Source organism: Ruegeria sp. CDSC079 (genome assembly GCF_059610505.1).
In genome coordinates this window covers 293,690-315,868 of sequence record NZ_JBXWNT010000006.1, presented here as the reverse complement: position 1 = coordinate 315,868, position 22,179 = coordinate 293,690, and the positions used below count along the sequence as shown (strand labels likewise).

Here is a 22,179-nt window from a genome sequence, read left to right as displayed (position 1 = left end):
AGAGACCAAGATGAATGATCTAAACAATCGCCCCGAATTCTTTACCTGCCACAACGGTGACAAGGCGCCTTTGCCCTTTAGTAAGGCGGAATATGCACGCCGTCTGGCCAGCTTGCGCGCCACGATGGCCGCCCGCGATATTCCAGCTGTTCTGCTGACTTCCATGCAAAACATCGCCTATTACTCGGGCTTCTTGTATTGCTCGTTCGGGCGTCCCTACGGTTGCGTTGTCACTCAGGACAAATGCACCACCGTATCGGCCAATATCGACGCCGGCCAACCTTGGCGTCGCTCGGTTGAAGACAACGTGATCTATACCGACTGGAAGCGGAACAATTACTGGCGCGCGGTGGCTGATCTGATCGGATCTGCACGGCGGATCGGGATCGAAGGCGACCATATGACCCTGGCAATGCGCGACACCGCGCTGGATATGCTGGGCCAGCCTGAACTGGTTGATATCGCACCCGACACAATGGCCGCACGCATGGTGAAATCCGCCGAAGAGATCGAGTTGATCAAAGGCGGCGCACACACTGCAGATGTGGGCGGCGCAGCCATTCACGCCGCGATCCGCGAAGGCGCGACCGAGATCGAAATCGCCATGGCGGGCCGTGACGCGATGGAGGCCGAGATTGCTCGTGCTTATCCAGAAGCCGAATACCGTGATACTTGGGTCTGGTTTCAATCCGGCCTGAACACTGATGGCGCACATAACCCGGTCACTAAGCGGGCGCTGCAAAAGGGCGATATCCTGTCGCTGAACACATTCCCGATGATCTCGGGCTATTACACTGCGCTGGAACGCACCTTGTTTCTGGGCGAACCCGACGCCGATAGCCTGCGCATCTGGAAGGCAAACGTCGCCGCGCATGAGTTGGGGCTGAGCCTGATCAAACCGGGCGCGACCTGCTCTGGGATCACGGCTGAGATCAATCGATTCTTTGCTGATGAGGGCCTGCTGCAGTACCGCTCATTCGGCTATGGGCACTCATTCGGCATCCTCAGCCACTATTACGGTCGTGAGGCGGGTCTTGAACTGCGCGAGGATATCGACACGGTGCTGGAGCCGGGCATGGTCGTGTCCATCGAGCCGATGCTGTGGATTCCCGAAGGACAGCCCGGTGCCGGTGGCTATCGTGAGCATGACATTCTAGTGGTCGAAGAGGCCGGTGCCGAGAACATCACCGGCTTCCCCTATGGGCCTGAACACAACACGATCAGCGCCTGATCGTATGGGCGGGAAGGGCGTTCAGCCCTTCTTGCCCCGTTCGTGAAAGATAAACCCGATGAAGTTCAGCAGCACCTGCGCCGCCAGAATCTGCGTGCTTTCGGTTGGGTCGTAACTTGGGGCGACTTCAACAAGGTCGATCCCGACCACGTCACCCCGTTTCGCCAGCCCCTGAAGAATTTCCAGCACATCGTAATACAAAAACCCGCCATGGCTGGGCGTACCCGTGCCAGGTGCGATTGAGGGGCAAAACGCGTCGATATCAATCGTAACGTAATACCGCGCGCCCTCGGGGATGCGCTCCAATACACCCTCGGTGCCCAACTTGCGCACCTGTCGTACGGACAAGATGTCCGAGCCGCGAGCGCGGGCATACTCATACCCTTCCTTGGCGGTAGATGACACGTTTCGGATCCCCAACTGGGTCATGCCGGCGACATAAGGCTTTTCAATCGCCCGCCGCATCGGATTTCCGTGGCCAGTGGTTACGCCATGACGCTCGTCAACGAAATCCAGATGCGCGTCGATCTGGATCACATGGATGGGTCCATTCTGCGCGCACTCTGCCGCAAAGGCGTTGATGCAGGGAATATTCACCGAATGATCGCCGCCGATGGTAACGGGCAGGGCGCCTGCGGACAGAATGCGTTCGACGCCGTATTGAATGTTGGCGTGGCTGGCATCTGTCTTGGTGTGAATTATGTCAGCGTCCCCAATATCGACCATGCGCACCGATCCATCTAGATAAGTGGCGTCATCCTCATGGTCATAAGCTCCGGCATGGCCAAAGCTGAACAGGGTTGAGGCCTCGCGTACAGCACGGGGCCCAAAGCGCGCGCCGGACCTCCATTGGGTGCCAAAGTCGAAAGGCGCCCCCATGATTGCGACATCTGCATCGATGTTGTCCCAATCTTCGACATAAGGTGACTTGCCGAAGGTTGAAATGCCGACGAAAGGCAGATTAAGTCGCCCGCCGCTATACCCATGTGATGACATGGCGAGTCCCCCGTTTCTTGCTATTCATTGGCAGCTTAGACAGGAATTCAAAGCTGCGATAGGTGGGGGCTGTGGGCTTGATTGTCCGATTGTGCGATGTGTATCTGGTGCAGGCATTAAAAAGGAACAGCCGTGGGCCATCATGAACTGCCACCGGGAACGGGTGTCTACTATATCAATCTGGATCGGGTACCCGAACGGCGTAACTTTATGGAGGCGCAGTTTGCGCATACTGGATTGATTGGGGCCAAACGCTTTAGTGCGACCGATGCACAACAAGAGGGCGCACTGGTTGGAAATGGTTATGTTCCCGGTTCTGGCAGCCGCTGGGGTCTGAAACAAAGTGAAGTCGCTTGTTTCGAAAGCCATCGCGCCGTTTGGAAGCGTGCCGTTCAGCAAGACCTGAAGGCTGTTGCGATCTTTGAAGACGATGTTGAAATGTCGACCCAAGCTGGCGGTGTGATTGCCAGATTGCTCGAAGCAGGGTCAGGGTTCGACTTCCTAAAGCTGGACTATTCCCCTCGGTCGCTGAGGTTTGGCCCGGAACAGCAGATATCCGGCGTACCGGTTCGCCCGATGCTGGAAATGGCACCCAGCGCGGCCGCATATATCCTGTCGCAGGCGGCCTGCCGTAAATTGCTGAAGTGGTCCGAGAAATACTCGGATCACCTGGATGATTTCGTATCTATCCCCCGCCCGGATTGGCAAATGTATCAGTGTTTTCCAGCAGTCGGCGTTCAAATGATCTGGTCGAAACAGCAGGATCAGGCTGAAGATTCCGTGAAAGTCAGTGAACGTTCACAAAACAGAAAGACCAATAGCGGTCTGGATAAGGGACCCCTGTGGTTTCGCATTCGTCGCGAATTGCAGGCCGCGAAACGCAAGTTGTATTGGCGCCAGAGAGGCGAAGCCCGATTGCTTGAAAGCGGGGGGTATGTCGGATTTATCCCCTGTGCCGAAGACCTGAGGGTTTAGTTTATATCATAGGCTGATCACGGCTTTCCAACCAAGCAAAAATAGTAATTCTCGATAAGCGTTAACAAAACTGTCAAATTGATATAATCTTCCAGTGTTGTTGGTGTTTTTCCGGTTTGGGGTTGGTGTGGGTCAGACAATCTATGAGCATTATGGCGGTTTCAAAACGATCAGCCGGATCGTTATGACCTTTTACGAAATGGCACTGGAGTCTGATCAGATCGGTGACCATTTCGAAGATATCGACATGCCAAGGCTGATTGATCACCAGACCAAGTTCGTATCGTCTCTGATCGGTGGCCCGACATCTTTTAGTGATGATCGAATTGAAGCGGTTCACAGAAATCTGAACATCTCGCACGCAGATTTCGACGAAATGGCAGATCTGTTTGGTGAAGCGCTGGCGTTACATGGAATGGAAGATCGGCACGTAAAGATTGCCTTGGGAGCGATCGAATCCAAACGTGCAATTATTGTTACGCGCGATGCGGCATGAGCATTCTTGCGATCAATGAACAACTGCTGCGCGCGATCGGTGTTGGTGTCGCAGTGGTTCGGGCTTCGGATCTTACATTCGTATTCTGCAACGGCCCTTTTCAGGAATGGTTTGGCCCTCCGGCTGATGGACAGACATTGTTGGATTTTTTTCCTGACCTTGATGCGCGTGAACTTGAAGACGTAAAGCAATCTGGGCTCAGATACTCGGTCGAATTGCAGATCAAGCCGAAACGCAGGACACTGGTTTTCGCAACGGCAGTTTCTCTGGCAAACGGTCTTTCGGAACAGGTTCTGGTCATCGAGTTTCAGAACATCACCAAAATCCGCGAACTTGAAAGCATGATTGACAGCTACTCGACTATGGTCGAACGCAACACGCGCGAGTTGGAGCGTGAGAAGGAGCGGGTTGAAAGGCTGTTGCTGAACCTGATGCCGCGCGCTGTTTATGAAGAATTCAAGACATTCGGTGTGGTCACGCCGCAGCTTTACGATCAGGTGTCAGTTGTGATGCTGGACTTTGTGGGGTTCACGGATTTTGCCGCCAAGACGGACCCGACGGTTACCCTAAGCGAGTTGAATGACATCTTTACGGCCTTTGACCGGATCGTCGAACAGTTCGGATGTGAGCGGATCAAGACTATTGGCGATGCTTATCTTGCGGTGTCAGGCATGCCGGATGCTACGCCAGATCATGCGACTGCTGCTGCCCATTGTGCAGTCAGGTTCCTTCGCTATCTTGAGCGGAGAAATGAAAGCCATCCGCACAAGTGGCAGGCACGTGTGGGGCTGGGTATGGGGCCAGCGGTAGGATCTGTGGTTGGTATTCAGAAATATGTCTATGATGTTTTCGGGCCCGCCGTGAACATCGCTTCCCGGTTACAAGTCTTTGCAAACCCAATGAATATTGTTGCGCCTGAAGAAATGAAATACGCCCTGATTGACGAGTTTCAGGTCTCTGATATCGGGCGTGTGGACATCAAGGGTATGGGTGAGATGGATCTGATTAATGTCACATCCGGTCTCAGCATTCCGCAACGGAAACCGGTGTTCTGACGGCCTTATTCGTCCGGAGGCACCAGCCCTAGTCCCCGCAGATAAATACCGATCCCCGTTTCCAAAAGATCTTCGGGCGGGAAGGGTGCGGTGGCGCCGGTGTTACGGGCAAACAATTCGACTACACCGTGACTCAGCGCCCAGATATGTGCGCTGAACATTGAAGCCGGCGGACGTTTTTCCGGCGGAATATGTTGCGACAGATCGGCTGCAGCTTTTTCTAGAACATCTCTGGCCCGGTTTGCAGCCAGGGCAAGTTCTGGGGTGCGGTTGACGGAAATCCCACTTTCGAACATCGCGATATAGTGGCCAGGATTCTTGCGAGCAAAGGCCAGATAGGCTCGCCCGGTTGCTTCGAATGCAGCCAGCGCCGAAGGCTGGCCTTTGTCATAAGCGAATTGAATTAGATCGGCGAACATCTCGAACCCCTGACGCGCCGCCTCGGCGATCAGGTCCTCGCGCCCGTGATAGTGGCGATAAACAGCTGCAGGCGTGACGCCTGCCGCTTTTGCAGCCTCTGACAGGGTGAACCCGGTCGGACCCTTTTCCTCGATCAGGGACAGAGCTGCGTCGATCAGAGCCTGTTTCAGGTTGCCGTGGTGATACCCGCGTTTTGTCATCCCTGATTCAGACGCCTTTTTTGTACAATTCTTGAGGAACTAAGACATAAACCGGTAGCACGTATTCGTCCAATCTTTGTGATGATATTGGCCGGCAAGAAAGATCAGGCATCCCAGATATCTGGCCCGCCACATATCTTGGTGTCGATATCGCCAATCGCATTTTTGTCCTTTTCATCATAGTCCAGCGCATGAAGCACGGTTCGGATTGCTGCCAGCCTTGCCCGTTTCTTGTCGTCGGAACGAACTATGGTCCAGGGGCAGGCTTCGCTGTGACTGCGTGTAAGGGTTTCGGAAATCGAAGCAGAGTATTCATCCCATTTGTCCAAACCAGCGATATCGATTGGGCTTAGTTTCCAGTGTTTCAATGGGTCCGTTTCGCGCGCAAGAAACCGGTTCAACTGCTCGGCCCGTCCGACGTTCAACCAGAACTTGAACAAGCGGATACCATCGTCACACAGGCCGGTCTCTAACGGCAGAACCTGTCGGAAGAAGCGTTCACGCTGTTCTGTGTTGCAGAACCCAAACACATTTTCCACCACGCCGCGGTTATACCAGCTGCGGTCAAAGAACACGATTTCTCCGGCTGCGGGCAGATGTGGGATATAGCGCTGAAAATACCATTGGCTGCGCTCTTGATCCGATGGCTTGCTGAGCGCAACGTTCCGGGCCCCACGCGGGTTCAGGTTCTCACGGAACCGCTTGATTGTCCCGCCTTTTCCAGCGGCATCACGGCCTTCGAAGATAACAGCGACACGCTGGCCGGTTTCCTTCACCCAAAGCTGCATTTTCACAAGCTCGATCTGCAGGGACTGCATTTGTTTCTCATACGCCTTACGCTTCATGCGTTCGTCATAGGGGTATGTAGGGTTCAGAATGTCATCCTTATCGGCCTCTTTGATCTCGTTCCGGACTTCTTCTGGTGCACGTTTTTTGTAATATTCCTCGATGGTGCCTTTGCCAGTTCGTGTCATGAGTCACCTCGCGATAAAATCCATATCTTACTATGGATTAGCCTCGGAATTAACGCAAACCCGCCCGCTGAGCAGCCCGGATGATTGCGGCCGCTACTTCGGGTGCGGCAACGATCTGTGGCATATGGCCAATTCCCGGCAATTCGATCAGTTCAGCGCCGGGGATTTGGTCGATCAGGGGTTCCGCATGCCATTCCAACCCGACCGTTGTGTCGGCGGTGCCATGCACAACTTCGGTCGGGACCGAAATATTCTTATAGCGCGGCTGCAGCGCACGAACTTCGTCCAACAGATTGGCGCGTTGCATTGCGTTGGCATGCATCGAAGCCGGGCGCATGGTCAGCCCGGGGCCGAAATGTTCGGCATAGCCTTCGGGTGCAGTTTGGGGGGAAAAGACACCGTCTAGGGCCTGCTCGACATACCAATCGGGGACAAAGGCGTTGATCAACGGCAGCACAAGCGCGTTTCCGGGCTTGGTCGCGGCCATTCGGTTGAAACCATCCAGCGGCGTTTCCCAAGGGATCGCGGCGGGGGCAATCAACACCAGCGCCGAGATGTGTTCGGGCTGTGTAACCGCCCAGGCCAGCGACACCGACCCGCCATAGCTTTGCCCTGCAACAATGGGTTTGTCCGCGCCCAGCTTGACAGCTGCACGGCGTAGGATTTCGGCTTGTTCTTCAAGGGTTTCTCCGTCCGGATTGAAGCTGTCGGAATACCCCAGTCCGGGCCGGTCAAAAACAATGACACGGAAATCTTCTGCCAGAATTGGTGCGAGGGCAAAAGTCATGTCCCGAGTGTTGCCACTGGACCCGTGGATCAGCACGACATCGGGCCCGTGCCCCATGACTACGGCATGAACGCTGACTCCATCGACGTCGATCAGCTGACCCTCGGGTGGGAAACTGGCCTCGGCTACAGCTTCGTTCCGTGACACGCGCCAAGTTGTTACGGTGGCTAGGCCAGCAATCAGCAGGGCAAGAGCTATGATGGTTTTAAGAACCAATTTGATCCATATCGAACGGTGTTGTCTGATAGATTTCGTTAATCCAGTTGCCATAGAGCAGGTGCGCATGGCTGCGCCATCTGTTCTGAGGCTGGCGCGAGGGGTCGTCGTCTGGATAGTAGTTCATCGGCACGTTTATCGGTGTGCCGTTGTCGATATCGCGATCATATTCCTGCTTGAGCGTATCACTGTCATATTCAAAGTGGTTAAAGATATAAATCGCACGATGGTCCTTATCTTCGACTAAGCAGGGGCCTGCCTCATCACTACCCAGCAAGGTGGTCAGGCCCGTAGCGCTGTCGATTTCGGCCTGCTTCATCTCGGTCCACCGGCTGACCGGGATTACGCAATCATCGGAAAACCCGCGCAGAAACGGTGAGGAGGGAGCCAGATTGCGGTGCCGGAAACATCCGAAAGCCTTGGCGTCCAACATATGCTTACGCACCCCATGGAAATGGTTGATCATCGCCATTCCGCCCCAGCACACGCCAAAGGTCGAATGGACATTTGTCTGGGTCCAGTCAAATACTTCGCTGATCTCTTCCCAATAGGTGACATCCTCGAATTCAAGATGTTCGATCGGGGCGCCGGTGATGATCAGGCCGTCAAATTTTCGGTCCCTTACCTCCTGAAACGGGCGGTAGAACTCGGCCATATGCTCGGCTGCGGTGTTCTTGGTCCGATGTTCGGTCATACGGATCAGCGACAGGTCGATCTGCAGAGGGGTTGCACCGATGAGTCGCGCGAACTGGTTTTCGGTCTGAATCTTCTTGGGCATCAGATTCAGCAACCCAATCCGAAGGGGGCGAATATCCTGACGCATTGCCTGATCCTCGGACATGACCATGACGCCCTCATTGGTGAGAACGTCATATGCGGGCAGGTCAGAGGGAATCTTGATCGGCATCGGATGCAAGCCTTTGGTTTGAGTGTGTAAGTGCCGTAGTTAATCGCGCTTTGGCCGGGTCTCAAGTGCACGTTCGATCAACTCATCGAAATCACCGTCGTCGCGAATACTGTGCATGTCGCTGGCAGCGATCGTCAGACCCCAGTTGTCGGCCATCGCCCTGTATCTCGGTTGCCGGTGCGCAAGAGCTTTGGCATAGGTCCAACGAATGAAGGCGTTGGGATCGACCTGTTCGGCGGAACAGCCCTGTTGGGTCAGATATTCGTCCCAGACACGTGTCAGGAATTCGGGCTGATAGGACATGGGCTTGGGCGCACGGTCAAAGCGCCTGACCAGCTCGGACGTGTGGTCGTCATCACCTTTGATCCAAATCATCAGCGTGTGGCGCGACAGCTCAGTCAGGACCTGATCCCGCGGATCATTGGGGTCAACCCATTCGCATATCGAACCGCCAGTATCGCAAATGAAATGCGGGTATTGGTACAATCTCTGCGCCCGATCCACGAAATACTCGGTATCCAGCAGAGCGTGGATTTCTGCCAAACGGAATTGTTCCTGACGGCGTTTATACTCTGTCAGCTTCATGCCGCCCTGTGCCGGGTTGCCCGGTTTTCCCAGATAAGCGGCGACAGGGGTCAAGTTCTCGAACGAGATATTTGATCCGATGTAAATGGAATCAGACAACAGCAGGTCACGCAGGAAAGGGACCTTCATGGCCTCGGCCTTGGCGTTGTCGATGATATACTCGCCCATGTATCGCGTGCCGATCCGGTAATCGACCGAATAGTGGAACCAGTCCCCGGAATCGCGCAGAACGTTGGACACATAGGTCTTTCCCAGGCCTGACATGCCAAAAAACAGCACCTTTTTGCGCGCGGCTTCCCGCCAGTCATTTGCCGAGTTGTAGATCATTGTCCACTATCCCTTTTCCGACCTTGCTAAAACGGGCGGGGGGCGGCGTCAATCGCGCGTGCAGCGGTTGTTTAGAACCAACAGTCTTGGGCACAGGTTTCGTTATGCCAGAATGGGAGTAGATATCTGTTCCTTGCCACGCAGGACCGCATCATCTCAATTCGTGATCATGCGGATCTATGCAAAAAAGGCTCCGCCGGAGGGCGGAGCCTTGGAGATCGGTTTTGTCGCTGATCAGTTCAGAGAGTAGGTCAACTGAAGGCCGACGCTCCAGGCAGAGTTGCCGCTGAATTCACCACCCGTGGTGGTTGTCGCATCGCCAATGTCCGTATAACGGACACCGCCCGAGATCTGAGCATTTTCCACGGTGTAAGTACCGCCTACGCCAATGCTCCAGAAACCGTCAGTCGGCCCCAAGTTTGATACTTCGGTACCATTCGACTTTTCGTAAGATGTCGATATCGCACCAGAAAAAGCCTCTGAGAACTGATATCCCATTCCAAGAGTATAGGTGAATGTGTCGTCGTCAAAGTCGACGAGGTTGTCCCCAACGATCCCGACATAGGCGGCAGGTGCCACGACTGTCTGAGGCCAGTCAACCCAGCGGATCGATCCGAACACCAGCGTTTTTGGGGCAACCCCGGTCTGGAAATCCAGGTTGATGGATTGCGGTGTCTCGACCCTGGTCGCGTCATCGATTGTTTGCAACCCGGCGGGGACGGGCGGCACTACGTTGAACGACTCTGTCGACGACAGATCGTGAGTGATCTTGGAGTTGTAGACCAGCGAAACCCGAGCTGCGATTTCAGGTTTTTCCCAGGAAACCCCGACGAGATAACCAAAGTCAGTATCGGCATCCGCGTCAAATTCGTATCCGGCTGCTGCCGGTACAACGACTTTTGCGCTAGCACGCTGCGCGCGAATCCCGCCAATGGCGCTGAAGCCACCGTCAAGCTTGTAGCGCAGCAATGCGGTGAGGGAGTCGACATCAGCGCTGGCCCTCAGAATCCCGCTGCGTCCTCCAAACGCTGCAGTTGGATTCTGCGACAGGGGATAGTCGGCGGAATACCCAATATCCGCACCGAATGGTTCGTCATAGATCAGCGCAAAGTCCAGTTTGTCAGTAAATGAACGTTTGTAAGCCAGTCCCGGTGAGAAGAAAGCATTCGACACATCACCTGATTCTACGCCATTTTGTTCACCGCTTACGTCGGGTGACGCATATCCAAGACGAAGTTGGACCACGGATCCCTCTTCGAAAATGATATTGATTCCCTGTCCACTACGGTCCAGACCACCGGCTTGAATGCTTGTTGCGCCCACGCACAAAGCACACGCCTGTAGAAGCGTCTTCTTCATCCATTCCTCCCAATTATATCGCTAAGTTGCGCGAATTTGTGGTGTCTGCGCACAACCGAGTTATTCTTACAGGTGGATTTCACTCTCTCTACAATAGCTGGTCAACGGGTGACTGAACGTTACCCTTAGTGAGTGTTGCGAGAATCTGTTGCTAAACTGTTACGGTTTTCCGACTGAACATTGAGGAAGATACCCACAAAAATGACAGCAGCCCCCACGAGCGTCCACTGATCGAGAGCCTCATGATAGAAAAGCATACCGACAATCGCGATTGTAGGAAGGCGCGCAAAATCGAATGGGATCACAACCGTAGCCGGTGCGATTGAGAGTGCATTCGTAATGCAGAAATGCGCTAATAGGCCTGCAAGCCCTACAAGCAAAAGCCAAGGCGCGGTTGCCATCGTTGGTAACGCAAGTTCTCCGTCGATCGCAGAGGCTGCCAGCCCAAGACCAGCCTGTATAACGGTCAGCCAGAACATGATGCACCCGATGCTTGCAGAACGCGTGAGTTTTTTGGTGGAAATTGTAGTCAAAGCGAAGAACACCGCCGACATCGCAGCGGCGACAATTCCTGCGCTTAACGGAACAGCCCCCGGTCGTGCGACTATAAGGATACCAGCAAAACCGATAAGTGCTGAAAGGACCCGCACGACTGTCAACCGCTCGGCCAGCAGCATCGGGGACATCAGGATCACCCAGATCGGTTGCGTAAACTCAAGTGCAAAAACCTGTGCCAGTGGTGCCACGGAAACAGCGTAGAACCAGAGATTCTGACCGGTGAAATGCAGGGTATTTCTTACCCCGTGAAGGCCAATCCGTTCGGTCGATACCTGATGCCACTTTCCCGTAACCGTCAGAACTAGGCTGACCACGCACATGCCGACTAGGCTGCGATAAAACATGATCTCAAAGGTGTCATGGGTGACGCTCAGCTCACGTCCGGCCACGGCCATAGACGTAAAGGATGCGATCGCCCCGATCATCCACAGCGCGGCTTTGCCGATTTGGGGTTTGCTGCTTTCCATTGAGTTGCCCGCGCATTAGGAGTTCTACGATGTTGATTGGTAACTAAATATTTGTGTCGCAGAAACAAAAAAGCCGGGCACTGGCCCGGCTTGTTTTCATTCCCACTCGATTGTGCCCGGAGGCTTCGACGTGATGTCATAGGTGCATCGGTTGATGCCTTTGACCTCATTGATGATCCGGGTGGCGGTTTCGCCCAGGAATTCATGACTGAACGGGTAATAGTCGGCGGTCATTCCGTCGACTGAGGTAACTGCCCGCAGGGCGCAGGCATAGTCGTACGTGCGGCCATCGCCCATGACACCGACGGTTCGAACCGGCAGGATCGCCACGAAGGCCTGCCAGATATCATCATAAAGCCCGTGTCTGCGAATCTGGTCGATATAGATCGCATCGGCTTCGCGCAGGATATCTAGTTTTTCGCGGGTGATTTCACCGGGGCAACGGATTGCCAGACCAGGGCCGGGGAAGGGGTGGCGGCCGATAAAGCTTTGGGGCAGACCCAGCTCGCGTCCCAATGCGCGGACCTCGTCCTTGAACAGTTCGCGCAGCGGCTCGACCAGTTTCAGGCCCATTTTCTCTGGCAGACCACCAACATTGTGGTGGCTTTTGATCGTGACCGAAGGCCCGCCCGAGAACGAAACGGATTCGATCACATCAGGGTAGAGGGTACCTTGGGCCAGGAATTCCGCCCCGTCGATCGTGTCGGCATGTTTCTGGAACACGTCGATGAACAGCTTGCCAATTATCTTGCGCTTGGTTTCCGGGTCGCTTTGCCCCTCAAGCTCACCTAGGAACAGATCGCTTTCATCCGCGTGGATCAGCCGAATATTATAGTTGTCGCGGAACATGCCGACGACTTCGTCAGCCTCGTTCTTGCGCAACAGGCCGTGATCAACGAACACACAGGTCAGCTGGTCGCCAATCGCCTCGTGGATCAGGATCGCCGCGACCGAACTATCGACACCTCCGGACAGACCGCAAATCACTTGTTTATCGCCCACTTGTTCGCGGATCGTCGCGATCATCTGCTCGCGATAGGCACCCATGGTCCAATCGCCGCTGAATCCGGCGAGCTTTACAAAATTCTCATAAAGCTTGGCGCCCTTTGGTGTGTGGTGCACCTCGGGATGGAACTGAACTGCATAAAAATGGCGGGACGTGTCTGCGGTGATCGCAAACGGTGCGTTGGGCGAGGTGCCATAAACCTGAAACCCCGGCGCGATTTCACTGACATGGTCGCCGTGACTCATCCAGACCTGTTCATCGCCGTCGGTGAACCAGCCATCGAGAATATCCAGTTGGCCTTTAGGGGTCACAAAGGCGCGGCCGAACTCTGCGGTGCCATGGCCGCTTTCGACCTTGCCACCCAACTGGTGCATCATCACTTGCTGCCCATAGCAGATACCAAGGATAGGAACGCCAATGTCAAAGATTTCCTGCGGGACCCGCGGAGACCCTTCTCGTGTCACGCTATCGGGACCGCCCGAGAAAATAACGGCCTTTGGGGCCATTTTCCGAACAAAGTCCGTCGTAACATTCTGATAAGGATGGATTTCACAATAAACATTCAGCTCACGCAGGCGGCGCGCAATCAGTTGCGTTACCTGGCTGCCGAAGTCGATGATCAGAAGGCGGTCATGGGTGTCTTGGGTCATGGGTCTGCTACTAGGTTGCGAAGATGATAAGCGCAAGGGATTTCAAGTGGTATAGACACGCCAGTTGGTCGCGGTTAGGGCCAGCTTGTCTGGTGGACGGTCCCGAAGCGAATGACGAAGAGCCGCGCGACTTCAAAAACATGTGCTGGGTCATTTTGTGGCGGTTGTCCCCGACATTTTGTCGCTTTTTCCCCTATAGCGCCGTTATCCACGACTGCCATTGCGGCGGGTTCCTGTAACACACATGTAAATTCAACAACTGATACGGGATTTTCTCATGACAGAGGCAAACACCCGGCGCAGGGCGAGAGGTGGCGGTGGCGCTGCCCGCCGGGCCGAACGTACAGCGGTTCGTATCGAGACCGCAAAGTACATCGAACGCAATATTCCGAATTTCGAGGTTCTCAACGAAGAAGCGTTGCAGATCATCGAAACAAATGCGGAAACGCTTCTGGCCGAAGTCGGCGTCAATTTTGTCGACAACCCTGCGGCGCTGGAACGTTGGAAAGACGCGGGCGCCGATGTGGATGGCGAACGGGTGCGCATCCCACGCGGCCTTGCGCGCGAGTTGATCAAAACTGCGCCAAGCGAGTTCACGCAGCACGCAAGAAACCCTGAAAAGTCCGTGGTCATCGGCGGTCGCAATCTGGTTCTGGCGCCGGTCTATGGCCCTCCGTTCGTGCGTGATGCGCAAGGTGGCCGTCGCTATGCGACCATGGACGATTTCAACAAGTTCGTGAAACTGGCTTACATGTCAAAGTGGCTGCACCACTCGGGCGGTACTGTGTGCGAACCCACAGACGTTCCGGTGAACAAGCGTCACCTGGACATGCTGATGGCGCATATGACCTTATCGGACAAGCCATTCATGGGCTCGGTCACCGATCCCAGCCGCGCTCAGGATTCAGTGGAAATGTGTGAGATCCTGTTCGGCAAAGAGTTTGTTCAGGAAAACACGGTCATGACTTCGCTGACCAACATCAACTCGCCGATGACCTTCGACGATGTGATGATGGGGTCGCTGGAAGTCTACGCCAGGAATAATCAGGCCTGCATCATCTCGCCGTTCATCGTCGGTGGTGCGATGGCGCCGGTTTCGATAGCGGGGACATTGACACAGGTTCTGGCCGAAGTTTTGGCCGGTGTCGCGTACAGTCAGATCATCCGCCCGGGAGCGCCTGCTATCTTTGGTGCTTTCGTTTCGTCGATCGACATGAACTCAGGCGCGCCAACCTTTGGCACACCCGAGGCGTCAATGGTTACCTATGGCGCGGGACAGCTGGCGCGGCGTCTGGGTCTGCCGTTCCGCTCAGCCGGGTCGTTCTGTGGCTCGAAACTGCCCGATGCGCAGGCCGCTTATGAGACCGCGAACTCGCTGAACATGGGGCTGATGGCGGGTGTGAACTTCATGCTGCATTCCTGCGGCTGGCTTGAAGGCGGCCTGGTTGCGGACTTTGAAAAGTTCGTCATGGACGCAGATCAACTTGGCGTTCTGCACGGTCTGGCCAAGGGTGTGGCCTATGATGAGAACGCTCAGGCCATGGACGCAATCCGCGAGGTCGGCCCGGGTGGCCACTATCTGGGATGTGCCCATACGCAGGCAAACTTCAAAGAGGCGTTCTGGAAGTCCGACCTGCTGGACTACAAACCTTACGAAACCTGGGAAGACGAGGGCGCGCGCGATACGCGGCAGTTGGCCTCGTCTCGGGTCGAGCATTTGATTGCCAACTACAAGCAACCGGAACTCGACCCGGGAATTCACAGCGCTTTGACCGAATATGTTGAAAAGAAAAAGGCCTCTATGCCGGACGCTTTCAGCTGATAACTGAAAACTGTGAGGCGCGGCTGGCTTTGTACAGCTGCGCCTCACCCAATAGCGCGATCAGAAGGTCCAAATGACGGACCAGCGAATAGCCTGCATCTTCTGCCAGTCTCTGCGCGTTAACCTCTCGTTCAATATCCATCAAACGCATCAGCGCCGCGCCCGACCCAGGCAGCGATCCGTACCCAAGTATGCGTTGCAGGTGGCGGTCCCGATCATAGTCCTGCGCCCCGTGCTTGGCTGCCCGTGCCAATAGGCGGGGGCGGCGGAGGGCGGAAATCATGGTCATCAGGTCCTGCATATTTGGGCTCCACTTGTCGGATTAACGTTGGCCCATTTGTTACACAACCTAAGCGGGTGTTGCCTTAATCGGGTTCTCCCCGAACTCACGCTTCATGAGTGTTTATGAATTTGAATGAAATCTGGTCTTCACCTCCGGCAGTTAACGAACGAGTAACGAAAGCGACTCTAGTTAGAATTGGTTAACAAAGTCACCGGGGGCGATAGAGAACAGATTGTTTCGTCGATGAGGGCACAGAACTATGGAAAACAACATGGCTTTCACCATTCCGGCTTGGGTACCTGAGGGGGCACAACGATACCTGGCCCACACAGAAACCGGCCAGTCGATCCGCGATATTGCGCGATCTGCGGGGTGCCATGCTTCGACCATTCTTAGACAAATCCGCCGAATTGAGATGCGCCGTGACGATCCATTGGTGGATGCGGCTTTGCAGTCGTTGGCCGAAGAACATTTTTCGGTCAATGATGTTTCTGATCGCACGGTTTCAGCGTTCAGTCATGATTCACACGTCGAAAAAGAAGAGGAATTCAACCACGAGGCCCTAAGGGTACTGCGCAGACTGTGTGAGACCGGTTCGGTCCTGGCTGTCGCTGAAGAAATGAACAAAGCAGTGGTGGTGCGCGATACCGGCGACGCCGCCGCGACCAGGACTGCAGTGGTTGATTGCAGGATCGCACAGGCATTGGCGTTGAAGGATTGGATTTCCTGCGACAACCCAGGCCGGATATCGCGCTACCGGATTACCAGCGCGGGCCGTACGGCACTGAGCCAGTTAATGGCCGACTTCGAGAACCAGGCAAGGTCTCGAAACGAACATGGAATGGCAGACGCGCCTGCTTCGTTTCATGGGGCGCCCTCTCACGCGACGACAAATCGCGCCTATCCAGAACGTTCCAGAAGAATGCGCTATAGCGCCGCGGAAAGCCCGCTTATCGCGCTGGCCAGACGCCGGGACCGGGATGGAAAGCCGTTTTTAGATGAAGCACTTGTCGGGGCAGGAGAGCGCCTACGTGAGGATTTTGAACTGGCTCAGATCGGACCTCAGGTTGCACAGAACTGGGACCATTTCCTGACTGCCGGTGGGCGCGGAAGTTTTGGAAGCGACGACACTGGCAACCGGGGTTCTTCAGAAGCGCGCGACCGCGTAGAGCGTGCATTGTCTGACCTTGGACCGGGGCTGAGCGACGTGGCTTTGCGCTGCTGTTGCTATCTGGAGGGGTTGGAATTGGCGGAAAAGCGAATGGGGTGGTCAGCGCGGTCCGGCAAAATCGTTTTGCGTATCGCATTACAGCGCCTGAAACGTCACTACCAGGATCAGGAAGAGCGAAGCCGTATGATCGGATAACACTTTGATCGGTTTTGGTTGCGGTTTCAGGGTGGAGTGATAGCTAGGGGTTATGAACTTTACCCTTCGACAGCTCCTATACTTTAACGCCGTTGCGCAGCAGCGCAACTTTGGGCGGGCGGCGCAGATGTGTAACGTTTCGCAACCGGCATTATCGGTTCAGATCAAGGCGTTAGAAGAGACCCTCGGTGCTGCCCTGTTCGAGCGTAAGGCCCGTGACATATTGCTTACCCCTTTGGGGCGGGATGTGCTTGAATATGCACGTCAGATACTTGGTGCCTCGGACAGGCTCGACCAATTTGCCAAGGATCACTCAAGCGGGCATCGGTCTTTGTCGATCGGAATAATCCCGACGATTGCGCCCTATGTTCTGCCAGGTGTTCTGGCGGGGTTAAGGGCGGCCGATGTTTCTTTGAGAGTGCAGATACGCGAAGCGCGGACAGAGCGCCTGTTGACGATGCTGCGCGCTGGTGAGATCGACGCAGGTGTGGTCGCGCTGCCCTCCGGGGGAAGCGAATTGTTCGAACTTCCCTTGTTCGAGGATCGGTTCTTATTGGCTGGAAGTTCGGCACGGTTGCGCAATTTTTCCAGCGATACAGAGCGTTTGCGCCCTTTGGACCTTCAAAATGCACAGCTTATGCTACTGGATGATGGGCACTGCCTGACGGATCAGGCCCTGGAGGTTTGTGGTCAGGACCGCAGCAGCGGTCTGATTAACATGGGTGCCTCGTCTTTGGCGACATTATCCCGTTTGGTTGCCGAAGGGTTTGGATTGACGCTCATGCCAGAGCTTGCCGCCCGTTCCGAATCCGACGCGGTACCGGGTCTTGAGCTGATGCGATTTGCCTCGCCGCAGCCGGCAAGGACAGTGGGGCTAGTTCGTCGATCTTCTACCTCGCAGGAAGATTGGTTCGAAAGCCTGGCGGATACCATTCGCACCGTCGGCGAGAGCATTGTCACGCAAACGCGCTAGTCACAAAAAAGCCCGCCTGAAGCGGGCTTTTCTGTTGAGGACGAACTCAAGCCAGTTCCGGCTCTTTGACTTCGTTTAGATGTTTCATCAGGTTTTCCGGTGACGAAACGCCATAGGGGTCCTCGGGGCAGTTATCCATCAGTCCGGGCTCTTCGAACCAGGCTTCGACGACGCCGTCATTGATGATGGCCGCATAGCGCCAGGACCGCATACCAAAACCCAGATTGTCCTTGTCGACCAACATACCCATTTTGCGTGTGAACTCGCCCGAGCCATCAGGGATGACTTTGACGTTTTTCAGGCCCTGATCCTGTGCCCATTTGTTCATGACAAAGCTGTCGTTCACGGACATGCAGTAAATCTCATCGACCCCAGCGGCCTGGAAATCTGCGTATCCGTTTTCGAAACCAGGCAGCTGATAGGTCGAGCATGTCGGGGTGAATGCGCCCGGCAGCGAGAACAGAATTACGCGCTTGCCCGAGAAGTAATCCGCCGTGGTTTTGTCTTCCCAGCGGAACGGGTTTGGTCCCTCGATTGCGGCGTCGCGGACGCGGGTGTGAAAGGTCACTTCGGGCAGTTTGGCGCCAGATTTCATGATCGAACTCCTGTGAATCACATGCGGTTTTCGTGGACTTAAAAGGATTCTAAATCGGCTTCAATGGCCGATGTTCCAGCTGCGTCAGAATCGACCCATGAACGCGTAAGTAGCAGTTAATCATAGGAAATTATTTAGAATTTTGTCCCTGAGACGTCAAAGTCTTTCACCCTGATGCATAGCGGCTATGCATGGGTGGTGTAATAGCAGAGGTCAGTTTATGTTATGGGTAAACCGAATTGACCCAAAGTCAGAAAGACAGGCCGTGCGCGATCTGAACATTCCCGAACAAAGACACCCAGAAAAGGCTCATCGGCCCGACAATTCGCAGCCGAAAAAGCCCAGTTGGATACGCGTCAAAGCGCCCGGTGGTCAGGGTTATGCCGACACGCGCAAGATCATGCGTGACAACAATCTGGTTACGGTCTGCGAAGAAGCCGGATGCCCCAATGTCGGTGAATGTTGGAGCCAGGGCCACGCGACCATGATGATCATGGGCGAGATTTGTACTCGCGGCTGTACCTTTTGCAACATCGCCACCGGTCGCCCGGATTCGCTGGATGCGTTTGAACCGGGTCGCGTTGCTCATGCGGTTGAAAAGCTGGGGTTGAACCATGTGGTCATCACCTCTGTCGACCGCGATGACCTTGCAGATGGCGGGGCAGAGCATTTTGCGCAGACCATTCGCGCCGTGCGTCACCGGTCTCCGGGTACGACGATTGAAATACTGACGCCTGACTTTCTGAAGTGCGAGCCGTCCGTTCTAGAGGTTGTCGTTGAGGCAAAGCCAGACGTCTTTAACCATAATCTTGAAACCGTACCCGGCCTCTATCCCGAAGTGCGCCCGGGCGCGCGGTATTTCCACTCTTTGCGTCTATTGCAGCGCGTGAAAGAGCTGGATCCGTCGGTCTTTACCAAATCCGGGATCATGGTTGGTTTGGGTGAGGATGGTCAGCAGGTCCGGCAGGTCATGGATGATATGCGCGCCGCTGAAATTGATTTCCTGACCATCGGTCAATATCTGCAGCCCACGCCCAAACACCACGGAGTCGATCGGTTCGTAACGCCGGAAGAATTCGCATCCTATGAAAAGGCAGCTTATGGCAAAGGGTTCCTGATGGTGTCCGCGACACCACTGACCCGGTCGTCTTACCACGCGGGGGATGACTTTGCCCGGTTGCGTGAGGCTCGCCAGAAAAAGCTGGAACAGGGGTGACACCCGAAACGTACGCGCGGCTGACACGCCTGCGCCACGACCTGCATCAATATCCCGAACTATCCGGGCACGAGCGTGAGACCGCTGCCCGCATAACAGATCTTTTGGGGGGGTTCGGTGCGGACCATGTGCTTACCGGACTGGGAGGGCATGGCGTTGCCGCGGTTTTTGACAGTGGGCAGGCTGGGCCAACCGTTGGTATCCGGTGCGAATTGGATGGGCTGCCGATTCAAGAACTTGGCACGCACCTATATGTGTCGAAGGTTTCGGGCAAAGGGCATCTGTGTGGCCATGATGGGCACATGGCGATGGTGCTTGGCGTTGCCGAAGACCTGGCGCGTCACCGACCCCAAAAGGGTCGGGTGGTTTTGATCTTTCAACCGGCTGAAGAAACCGGGCGGGGCGCCATCGCCTTTCGCGCGGACCCTCAATTCGCGAAGATCGCGCCGGACTACGTGTTCTCTCTGCACAACCTGCCGGGGTTGGAACTTGGCGCTGTTGAGTTGTGTCAGAGTTCGGCTAACTGCGCCTCGCGCGGGATGAAAATCATCCTGACCGGCAAGACGTCCCATGCGGCTGCGCCTCAGGATGGGATTTCCCCGGCTGAGGCGATGTCCGAACTGGTTTCGAAGCTGGCGAGTTTAGGCGCAGGCGGCGCGTTGGATGCCGATTTTGCGCTGACAACTGTGACGCATGCCCGTTTGGGAGAGCCGACTTTCGGCGTCGCTCCGGGACAGGCCGAGATCTGGGTAACCTTGCGCACCGTTTCAGATGCCCGGATGCAGACGCTGATGACCGAGGCCGAGGCACTGGCGCGCCGCGCCGCATCCGCCGACAGTCTGGAGGTTGAGATCACCTATGACGATGTCTTCGAGGCCTGCGTCAATCACAGCGACGCGGTGAGCATCATCGCAACGGCCTGCGCCGAGCGTGGAGTACCGTGCCATTCAACAAAGACGCCGCAAAAGTTCTCAGAAGATTTCGGGCAATTTGGGAAAGGCGCAAAAACGGCCATGTTCTGGCTGGGGTCGGGGCAGGATCATCCGCAATTGCATAACCCTGACTATGATTTCCCAGACGCACTTATCCCGGTAGGAGTAGACGTATTTGTTGCCGCAATTCGATCACTTAATGGCTGAAACTTCAGTTTACGAGATCGCTCACTATTCCAACGGCATCAATGACTGTCTTAGTTTCATCAGATATTGACAGGATTTCGTCATCCACGCGTATATATCGCTGACCGGCGGGTAGGGGCTTCAACTTCCAGCCGTTCAGGTCATCAAGATAGTCAATATTCAGATCGTTAGGGAGTTTCTGACCTCGCGTATATCGCTTTATCTGTCCGGGCGGTACACCAACGCCATTATTGGTCTTTATCGACTTTTCGATTTTCGACTTGTCTGGGCCTTTCCCTTTGCCCTTGTTGTCTTTTGCGTCCGCAAGACCAACCGTTGCGGCGACTGCGCAAGTCGCCAGAAGCCCAATAGACATTACTTTCATAAGCAGAATCCTCCCAAGATGATCGGAGGGTAATCTGTTGTTGAGGGCGTTGTCCAATGGTATTCAATTAAGTGAATGCAAAGGTGCGCAGCAACTTTGACTATTGGAATCTGGGTCTATTTTTACCCTTCTCAGTCTTCGATAAAACGAACCTTACCAATAAATGGCAAGTTGCGATTGCGCTGTGCGTAGTCGATCCCGTAACCCACAACAAACTCATCAGGAATTTCAAACCCGATCCAGTCCGAACGGAAATCGACTTCGCGCCGGCTGGGCTTGTCCAGTAGTGCGATCGAGCGAAGTTTTCCAGGATCGCGGCTTTGCAGCAGATGAGTAACATGGTTCAGCGTGTGCCCGGTGTCGACGATATCCTCGACTACCAGAACGTCGCGACCCTCAATAGCGCCGCGCAGGTCTTTTAGAATGCGGACTTCCCGGCTGCTTTCCATCGCATCCCCGTAGGATGACGCCTCAAGGAAATCCACTTCAATGGGCAAGTCCAATTCGCGCACCAGATCGGCGATAAAGACAAAGCTACCACGCAGCAGGCCGACAACAACCAGCTTGTCGGTTCCGTCGAATTCGGCAGTGATTTCGCGGCAAAGTTCTTCGATCCTGGCGGCAATGGCCTTTGCCGAGATCATCTCATCAATCACATATCCGCGCTGGCTCATCACTGCCCCCTTGATCTTTGGCGCGCAACATACGACATGACGCGCCATTGTCACCTGCAAAAACCGGACGCCATGCCTATACATTCGGAAACGCGACACCTGCCTTACACTGCGCAACAGATGTACGATCTGGTTGCCGATGTAGCAAAGTATCCCGAGTTTTTGCCCTGGTGTGCGGCTGCACGTGTCCGACGCTCATATGCAGCAGGAGAGGCACAGGTGATGGAAGCTGACCTGATCATTTCGTTCAAAGTGTTCCGCGAACGCTTTGGCAGCCGGGTTACCCTGTTTGCCGAACAACGCCGGATCGACACGGAATATCTGGATGGGCCCTTCAAATACATGAAGTCGGACTGGCATTTCGAGGACGCGGCAGAAGGCGGGTGCAACGTTTCGTTCCATGTTGATTTTGAATTCAAGAATGCCATTCTTCAGGGTATCATCGGAGTGGTCTTCAATGAGGCGATGCACAGGATCGTGAGGGCGTTCGAGGGCCGGGCAGAGGAATTGTACAGCTAAGTCTTTACCCGAAAGCGGC

The 22,179-nt window shown here is 55.0% G+C and carries 23 protein-coding genes; 10 read left to right on the top strand and 13 right to left on the bottom strand.

Going from position 1 to position 22,179, the window contains the following annotated elements:
* Positions 1-10: 10 nt before the first annotated feature.
* Positions 11-1,231, top strand: a complete 1,221-nt coding sequence (locus tag AC2FIC_RS13955) for an aminopeptidase P family protein (protein WP_496690645.1) — start codon at positions 11-13, stop codon at positions 1,229-1,231.
* 21 nt (positions 1,232-1,252) lie between these two features.
* Here the strand turns inward: AC2FIC_RS13955 and speB are convergent, their stop codons facing one another.
* Positions 1,253-2,227, bottom strand: coding sequence for an agmatinase (gene speB / locus AC2FIC_RS13950; protein ID WP_496690644.1), 975 nt, complete (start codon positions 2,225-2,227; stop codon positions 1,253-1,255).
* Between the two features lie 132 nt (positions 2,228-2,359).
* Here speB and AC2FIC_RS13945 point away from each other — a divergent pair, with 132 nt between their 5' ends.
* From AC2FIC_RS13945 to AC2FIC_RS13935, 3 genes are all read left to right on the top strand, one after another.
* Positions 2,360-3,202, top strand: coding sequence for a glycosyltransferase family 25 protein (locus tag AC2FIC_RS13945; RefSeq protein WP_496690643.1), 843 nt, complete (start codon positions 2,360-2,362; stop codon positions 3,200-3,202).
* Positions 3,203-3,305: 103 nt separating this feature from the next.
* Complete coding sequence (locus tag AC2FIC_RS13940) at positions 3,306-3,698, top strand: group I truncated hemoglobin (protein ID WP_496677803.1); 393 nt, start codon at positions 3,306-3,308, stop codon at positions 3,696-3,698.
* Positions 3,695-4,753, top strand: coding sequence for an adenylate/guanylate cyclase domain-containing protein (locus AC2FIC_RS13935; RefSeq protein ID WP_496690642.1), 1,059 nt, complete (start codon positions 3,695-3,697; stop codon positions 4,751-4,753). The genes AC2FIC_RS13940 and AC2FIC_RS13935 overlap by 4 nt, the downstream gene beginning before the upstream one ends.
* A gap of 5 nt (positions 4,754-4,758) precedes the next feature.
* Here AC2FIC_RS13935 and AC2FIC_RS13930 read toward each other — a convergent pair whose 3' ends face one another.
* The 8 genes from AC2FIC_RS13930 to guaA form a co-directional block, all read right to left on the bottom strand.
* Complete coding sequence (locus tag AC2FIC_RS13930) at positions 4,759-5,373, bottom strand: TetR/AcrR family transcriptional regulator (RefSeq protein WP_142634158.1); 615 nt, start codon at positions 5,371-5,373, stop codon at positions 4,759-4,761.
* A 104-nt stretch (positions 5,374-5,477) separates the two neighbouring features.
* Entirely contained in the window at positions 5,478-6,347 is an 870-nt protein-coding gene (gene ppk2, locus AC2FIC_RS13925) for a polyphosphate kinase 2 (protein WP_281994702.1), read from the bottom strand.
* 49 nt (positions 6,348-6,396) lie between these two features.
* On the bottom strand, positions 6,397-7,281 hold the full coding sequence (locus tag AC2FIC_RS13920; RefSeq protein WP_496788651.1) for an alpha/beta fold hydrolase: 885 nt from the start codon (positions 7,279-7,281) through the stop codon (positions 6,397-6,399).
* 58 nt (positions 7,282-7,339) lie between these two features.
* Positions 7,340-8,257, bottom strand: a complete 918-nt coding sequence (metA, locus tag AC2FIC_RS13915) for a homoserine O-acetyltransferase MetA (RefSeq protein ID WP_496690640.1) — start codon at positions 8,255-8,257, stop codon at positions 7,340-7,342.
* Positions 8,258-8,296: 39 nt separating this feature from the next.
* Entirely contained in the window at positions 8,297-9,169 is an 873-nt protein-coding gene (locus AC2FIC_RS13910) for an ATPase (RefSeq protein ID WP_496690639.1), read from the bottom strand.
* A 234-nt stretch (positions 9,170-9,403) separates the two neighbouring features.
* Positions 9,404-10,528, bottom strand: coding sequence for an OmpP1/FadL family transporter (locus AC2FIC_RS13905; protein ID WP_496870185.1), 1,125 nt, complete (start codon positions 10,526-10,528; stop codon positions 9,404-9,406).
* Between the two features lie 125 nt (positions 10,529-10,653).
* Complete coding sequence (locus AC2FIC_RS13900; RefSeq protein WP_496709995.1) at positions 10,654-11,553, bottom strand: DMT family transporter; 900 nt, start codon at positions 11,551-11,553, stop codon at positions 10,654-10,656.
* Positions 11,554-11,649: 96 nt separating this feature from the next.
* Entirely contained in the window at positions 11,650-13,209 is a 1,560-nt protein-coding gene (gene guaA, locus AC2FIC_RS13895; protein ID WP_496695267.1) for a glutamine-hydrolyzing GMP synthase, read from the bottom strand.
* Positions 13,210-13,486: 277 nt separating this feature from the next.
* On the opposite strand from guaA, the gene AC2FIC_RS13890 reads away from it, so the two are divergent.
* Positions 13,487-15,031, top strand: a complete 1,545-nt coding sequence (locus AC2FIC_RS13890; protein ID WP_142634141.1) for a trimethylamine methyltransferase family protein — start codon at positions 13,487-13,489, stop codon at positions 15,029-15,031.
* Here AC2FIC_RS13890 and AC2FIC_RS13885 read toward each other — a convergent pair.
* The gene (locus AC2FIC_RS13885; RefSeq protein ID WP_142634139.1) at positions 15,024-15,332 is read right to left on the bottom strand and encodes a DUF6477 family protein; all 309 of its coding nucleotides are present in this window, start codon (positions 15,330-15,332) and stop codon (positions 15,024-15,026) included. The genes AC2FIC_RS13890 and AC2FIC_RS13885 overlap by 8 nt on opposite strands.
* Before the next feature lie 241 nt (positions 15,333-15,573).
* On the opposite strand from AC2FIC_RS13885, the gene AC2FIC_RS13880 reads away from it, so the two are divergent.
* Entirely contained in the window at positions 15,574-16,680 is a 1,107-nt protein-coding gene (locus AC2FIC_RS13880) for a DUF6456 domain-containing protein (protein ID WP_496691337.1), read from the top strand.
* 52 nt (positions 16,681-16,732) lie between these two features.
* Positions 16,733-17,653 (top strand): hydrogen peroxide-inducible genes activator, encoded by a 921-nt coding sequence (locus AC2FIC_RS13875; protein ID WP_496691336.1) that lies wholly within the window; start codon positions 16,733-16,735, stop codon positions 17,651-17,653.
* A gap of 46 nt (positions 17,654-17,699) precedes the next feature.
* On the opposite strand, the gene AC2FIC_RS13870 is transcribed toward AC2FIC_RS13875, so the two are convergent.
* Positions 17,700-18,248, bottom strand: a complete 549-nt coding sequence (locus AC2FIC_RS13870) for a peroxiredoxin (RefSeq protein ID WP_496691335.1) — start codon at positions 18,246-18,248, stop codon at positions 17,700-17,702.
* A gap of 265 nt (positions 18,249-18,513) precedes the next feature.
* Here AC2FIC_RS13870 and lipA point away from each other — a divergent pair, with 265 nt between their 5' ends.
* On the top strand, positions 18,514-19,464 hold the full coding sequence (lipA, locus tag AC2FIC_RS13865; protein ID WP_496691334.1) for a lipoyl synthase: 951 nt from the start codon (positions 18,514-18,516) through the stop codon (positions 19,462-19,464).
* Positions 19,461-20,603: an amidohydrolase gene (locus AC2FIC_RS13860; protein WP_496691333.1), complete on the top strand. Its 1,143-nt coding sequence runs from the start codon at positions 19,461-19,463 to the stop codon at positions 20,601-20,603. The genes lipA and AC2FIC_RS13860 overlap by 4 nt, the downstream gene beginning before the upstream one ends.
* Positions 20,604-20,607: 4 nt before the next feature.
* Here AC2FIC_RS13860 and AC2FIC_RS13855 read toward each other — a convergent pair whose 3' ends face one another.
* Positions 20,608-21,024: a hypothetical protein gene (locus AC2FIC_RS13855; protein WP_496691332.1), complete on the bottom strand. Its 417-nt coding sequence runs from the start codon at positions 21,022-21,024 to the stop codon at positions 20,608-20,610.
* A gap of 74 nt (positions 21,025-21,098) precedes the next feature.
* Positions 21,099-21,641, bottom strand: coding sequence for a hypoxanthine phosphoribosyltransferase (gene hpt / locus AC2FIC_RS13850; protein WP_142634125.1), 543 nt, complete (start codon positions 21,639-21,641; stop codon positions 21,099-21,101).
* 72 nt (positions 21,642-21,713) lie between these two features.
* Here hpt and AC2FIC_RS13845 point away from each other — a divergent pair, with 72 nt between their 5' ends.
* Positions 21,714-22,160: a type II toxin-antitoxin system RatA family toxin gene (locus tag AC2FIC_RS13845; protein ID WP_496691331.1), complete on the top strand. Its 447-nt coding sequence runs from the start codon at positions 21,714-21,716 to the stop codon at positions 22,158-22,160.
* Positions 22,161-22,179 lie beyond the last annotated feature (19 nt).